This is a genomic window from Bordetella petrii (assembly GCF_020991325.1).
Taxonomy (GTDB): Bacteria; Pseudomonadota; Gammaproteobacteria; order Burkholderiales; family Burkholderiaceae_B; genus Bordetella_A; species Bordetella_A petrii_E.
Window position 1 is genome coordinate 1 of sequence record NZ_JAJMLX010000307.1, and the last position, 5,001, is coordinate 5,001.

Genomic DNA, 5,001 nt, shown 5'->3' on the forward strand with positions numbered 1-5,001 from the left:
CCAGTGCACCCCGGCTGACAGCCTCTCATATCGATAACGATGGCACTCGGCCCTCCCGCCTGCCCGGGCGCCGCGGGACGGGGCAAGAAAGAAAGCAATAAAGCCAAACGGACGAAGGCAAATGCCCCAAAACCGCAGGCGCCCCCTCTTCCCCGGGCCCCGGCAAGCACAAAAACAATCGGGGCGAGCATCATGCCCGCGATCGCCAGGACAGCCGCCTCCCCAAAAAAAGCGGAGGCAGGCCGAAACCCCTTACCGCTTGGCCATCGCCACGCCCAGGTATTGGTCGTACGAGCCTTCGGCCAGCCGGAACCAGGGAACCACGCTGTCGCGGAAACCCATGTAGTTCTCGTACAGAGCCTTGAATTTCGGATCTTTGGCGGAAAATTCCTTGTAGACCGTCTGGGCGGCTTCGTAGGAAGCGTCCATGACGGAACGCGGGAACGGACGCAGTTCGGCGCCGCCGGCGATCAGCTTGCGCAACGCGCCGGGGTTCACGGCGTCGTAGCGCGACGTCATGGCCACATGCGCCACGCGGCTGGCGGCCTCGACGATGGCCTGGTACGGCTTGGGCAGGCCTTCCCAGGCGCCCTGGTTCAGGTACAGCGACACTTGCGGGCCGCCTTCCCACCAGCCCGGGTAGTAGTAATACTTGGCCACTTTATTGAAGCCCAGCTTTTCATCGTCGTACGGGCCGACGAATTCCACGGCGTCCAGCGTGCCTTTTTCCAGCGACGGGTAGACGTCGCCGCCCGCCAGTTGCTGGGGCACCACGCCCATGCGCGACAGCACTTCGCCGGCAAAGCCCGCGGTGCGCATCTTCAGGCCCTTGAGATCGTCGACCGACTTGATTTCCTTGCGGTACCAGCCGCCCATCTGCACGCCGGTGTTGCCCATGGGGAAGTTGACAATCTTCTGGGGGGCGAACATTTCGCGGGTCAGCTTCATGCCGTCGCCGTCGAACATCCAGGCATTCATCTGGCGGGCGTTCAGGCCGAAGGGCACGGCGGCGTCAAAGCAATAGGCCGGGTTCTTGCCGTAGTAGTAGTACGAAACGGTGTGGCCGCATTCGATGGTGTTGTTGGACACCGAGTCCATCACCTGCAGGGCCGGCACGATCTCGCCGCCCGGGAAGTGGCGAATGGTGAACTTGCCGCCGGTAGCTTCGTTGACGAACTTGCAGAAAATTTCGCCGGTTCCGAACAGCGTGTCCAGGCTGCGCGGGAAGCTGGACGCCATGCGCCAGTTCAGGGTGGGCGCGTCTTGCGCGAAAACCGGCGCGGCGACCGCGGCGCTACCCGCGACGGCGCCCAGGCCGGCTTGTTTCAGAAAGGAACGACGTTGCATTTATTGGCTCCTCGGTGGCAACTAGGTATGTGATATCGCTGGCGATACTCGGCGGATATTACACGTTGTTAAAAATGTGCTCTATGGGGATTTGCGGTACCCGCCGCGCAGGCGCGCGGCACGTACCGGAGAGGGGGTCACCCTCAGACGCCAGCGATGGCCATTTGTTCAATCAGGATGGAGCCGGTGCTTTTGGTGCCGCGGGTAATGGTGTCGGCGCCCACTGCCACGATCTGGCGGAACATGTCGGCCAGGTTGCCCGCGATGGTGATTTCCTGGACGGCGTGCTGGATTTTGCCGTTTTCTACCCAATATCCGAACGCGCCCCGGGAATAATCGCCCGTGACGTAGTTCACGCCCTGCCCGATGAGCTCGGTAACCAGAAAGCCAGTACCCAGCTTGCGCAGCATGGCCTCGAAATTGTCGCCGGCGCGGGTCTGGCGCGAGGTCAGTGTCAGGTTGTGCGACCCGCCGGCGTTGCCGGTGGTGGCCATGCCCAGCTTGCGGGCGGTGTAGCTGGACAGGAAATAGCCTTCCAGCACGCCGCCCGCCACCACGCTGCGCGCCTGCGTGCGCACGCCCTCGTCGTCGAACGGCGAACTGCCCATGCCGCCCGGCACATGCGGGTTTTCGGCGATGTCGATATGGGCCGGGAACACAGGCTTGCCCAGCGCGTCGAGCAAGAAGCTGGCCTTGCGGTACAGCGCGCCGCCGCTGGTGGCCTGAGTGAACGCGCCCAGCAGGCCCACGGCCAGGGGGGCCTCGAACAGGACCGGGAACTTGCCGGTACGGATGCGCTTGGCCGACAGGCGCGCCAGGGTGCGCTCGGCGGCATAGCGGCCGATGGCCTCGGGCGACGCCAGGCGGGCGGGATCGCGCTCGGATGTATACCAGTAGTCGCGCTGCATGTGGTTGCCGCGCCCGGCAATGGGCGCCACCGACAGGCTGTGCCGCGAATAGGGATACCCCCCCAGGAAGCCACGGGTATTGCCCATGACGAACTGGCCCTCGTAGGTGCCGATCGTGGCGCCGTCGGTGTTGGTGATCCGGGCATCCACCGCGTGGGCGGCGCGTTCGGCGCGCAGCGCCAGGCCGGCGGCCTGCTCGGTAGTGACGGGCCAGGGGTAATGCAGCGCCAGGTCGGGGAATTCGGTGGCCAGGCGGTCGGCATCGGGCAGGCCGGCGGCCGGGTCGGCGGCCGTGTGGCGGGCAATGTGCCAGGCGGCCTCGACCGTCTGGCGCAGCGCCTCGTCGGAAAAATCGGACGTCGAGGCCGAGCCGCGGCTCTGGCCCGCGTAGACGGTCAGGTCCAGCGAGCGGTCGCGGGTCTGTTCGACGGTTTCGATATCGTCTTTGCGCACGGTGACCGACAGGCCCAGGCTTTCGGAGACCTCGGCGGCCGCGTCGCTGGCGCCGATGCGGCGCGCGTGCGCCAGCACCTGTTCGACCAGTTCGCTGAAACGGGCGTGGTTGGCGGCCACAGGAAGAGAGGAGGCGGGAGTATTGACCATTGCAGTCCAATTGACAGAGACGGTTATCATAGCCAAGTCTGTGTTCACGCTGTTCCCATGAATTCCCGTACCCCCGATCCGGCCGACGATGCCGAACTCGACGAAAACGGCTATGACCGCCCCAGCAAGTCGCAGGTCAAGCGCGAAATGCATGCCCTGCTGGACCTGGGCAAGCAACTGATCGAGCTGCCGCCCGACCGCCTGAAGCAATTGCCGCTGGCCGAGCGCCTGTACGAGGCCATCCGGCTGGCGCAGCGCACCACCAGCCGCGAAGGCCGGCGGCGGCAAACCCATTTCGTGGGCAAGCTGATGCGCGATGCGCCTGCCGATGAAATCCGCGCCCAGCTGGATATCTGGCAGAACGGCTCGCGCGAAGAAACCGCCGCCATGCACCGGCTGGAAACCCTGCGCGACCGCCTGCTGACGGATGACGAAGCGCTGACCGACCTGCTGAACACCCATCCGGGCGCCGACGTGCAGCAATTGCGCGCCACGATCCGCGCCGCCCGCAAGGAAGCGCAGCACAACGCCACGCTGCAGCCCGGGCAGGAACCCCTGCGCAAGCATTACCGCGCGCTGTTCCAGGCCCTGAAATCGCTGGCCGCCTGAGCGCGGCCGCCTTCGAACCCACCTTATTGCCCGACAATGAGCGCCAACCCCGCCCTGCTCGACAGCATCGAGATCGAAACCTCTCCCAACCCCACGCACGCCGTGATCTGGCTGCACGGCCTGGGCGCCGATGGCAACGACTTCGCCCCCATCGTGCCTGAACTGCGCCTGGACGCCAGCCCGCCGGTGCGTTTCGTGTTCCCGCATGCGCCGGTGCAGCCGGTTACCATCAACGGCGGCATGGCGATGCGGTCCTGGTATGACATCCTGGTCACCGACCTGGTGCGCCAGGAAGACGCGGCCGGCATCCGGCAATCGGAAGCCGCGGTGCGCGCCCTGATCGCCCGCGAAAACGCGCGCGGCATTCCCACGTCGCGCATCGTGCTGGCCGGTTTTTCGCAGGGCTGCGCCATGACCCTGCATACCGGCCTGCGGCTGGAGGAAAAACTGGCGGGCATGATCGGACTATCGGGCTACCTGCCGCTGCTGGATATCGCGTCGGCCGAGCGGCATGCGGCCAATGCCGGCACGCCGATCTTCCTGGCGCACGGCACGTTCGACCCGGTGGTGGCGCTGCCGCGGGCGCAGGCCTCGCTGGCGCAACTGCAGGCGCTGGGCTACGACGTGCGCTGGCACACCTACCCGATGCCGCATTCGGTATGCGCGCCGGAAATCGCCGATATCGCGACGTTCCTGCGGGAAGTGCTGGCGGGCTGAAAGCGGCGCCGCGCCGCCACCGGCGGCTGAAGCCCGCCGCTACAGGCCCCGCCAGACCCGGCGCATGGTAGGGTCTTCTGGATCCGGGTCGTTGGTGAAGCCCAGGCGGGTCATTAGTGTCAGCATGGGACGATTGTTCGCCAGCACCAGGCCGTCGATGTATTCCAGCCCCTGCTCGCGCGCCGCGTCGATCAGGGCGTCCATGAGCTGGCCGCCCAGCTTGCGGCGCTGCCAGTCGTCGCCGATGACCAGCGCGTATTCCGCGCCGCGCCCGTCGGCATTGCGCAAGTAGTGCGCGAACCCAATGATGACTTCGCGCGGATGGCCGCGGTTTTCCGGGTTGGGCACCTGCGTGGTCGCCACCAGGGCCAATTCGCGGTGATAGTCGATTTGCGTATAGCGCGACACCATGCGCGGCGTGAGTTCGCGCATCATGGAAACGAACCGCATGTAGCGCGAGCGTTCCGACAGGCCGCGTATGAATTCCTGCAGCGTCTGGCCGTCTTCGGGCCTGATGGGACGGATGACCCATGCGGTGCCGTCGTCGAACTGGCGCGTGCGCACCAGCCGCACCGGATAAGGGTGGATGGCCATGTGGGGGTAGCCGTCGGCCTGCGGGGTGGCGCAGCCAGGCTCGGCGCACAGCGTGATGCGCAACCCGGCGCCCCGCAACTGTGCTTCGCCCGCGTACAGCGGGTCGATATCCAGGGATTCGATGTCCGGCAGCTCGGAAATGAGTTCGGATACCTGCACCAGCACCTGCTGCAATGCTTCGGCCGCCGCGCCGCTGAGCTGCGGCGCCAGCACGCGCCGCCAG

At 66.2% G+C, this 5,001-nt stretch carries 5 protein-coding genes; 2 read left to right on the top strand and 3 right to left on the bottom strand.

What is annotated here, in order from left to right:
- Positions 1–252 precede the first annotated feature (252 nt).
- A complete protein-coding gene (locus tag LPZ50_RS21530) occupies positions 253–1,347 on the bottom strand; it encodes a TRAP transporter substrate-binding protein (protein WP_230664800.1) in 1,095 nt (364 codons plus the stop codon).
- 143 nt (positions 1,348–1,490) lie between these two features.
- On the bottom strand, positions 1,491–2,858 hold the full coding sequence (gene pmbA, locus LPZ50_RS21535) for a metalloprotease PmbA (protein WP_230664802.1): 1,368 nt from the start codon (positions 2,856–2,858) through the stop codon (positions 1,491–1,493).
- Positions 2,859–2,915: 57 nt separating this feature from the next.
- On the opposite strand from pmbA, the gene yjgA reads away from it, so the two are divergent.
- Together yjgA and LPZ50_RS21545 are read left to right on the top strand one after the other, a co-directional pair.
- Entirely contained in the window at positions 2,916–3,467 is a 552-nt protein-coding gene (yjgA, locus tag LPZ50_RS21540; RefSeq protein WP_230664804.1) for a ribosome biogenesis factor YjgA, read from the top strand.
- A gap of 36 nt (positions 3,468–3,503) precedes the next feature.
- The gene (locus LPZ50_RS21545) at positions 3,504–4,184 is read left to right on the top strand and encodes an alpha/beta hydrolase (RefSeq protein ID WP_230664806.1); all 681 of its coding nucleotides are present in this window, start codon (positions 3,504–3,506) and stop codon (positions 4,182–4,184) included.
- Positions 4,185–4,223: 39 nt separating this feature from the next.
- On the opposite strand, the gene LPZ50_RS21550 is transcribed toward LPZ50_RS21545, so the two are convergent.
- Positions 4,224–5,001, bottom strand: a 778-nt coding sequence (locus tag LPZ50_RS21550; RefSeq protein WP_230664807.1) for a GNAT family N-acetyltransferase, incomplete at its 5' end; no start/stop codon positions are given.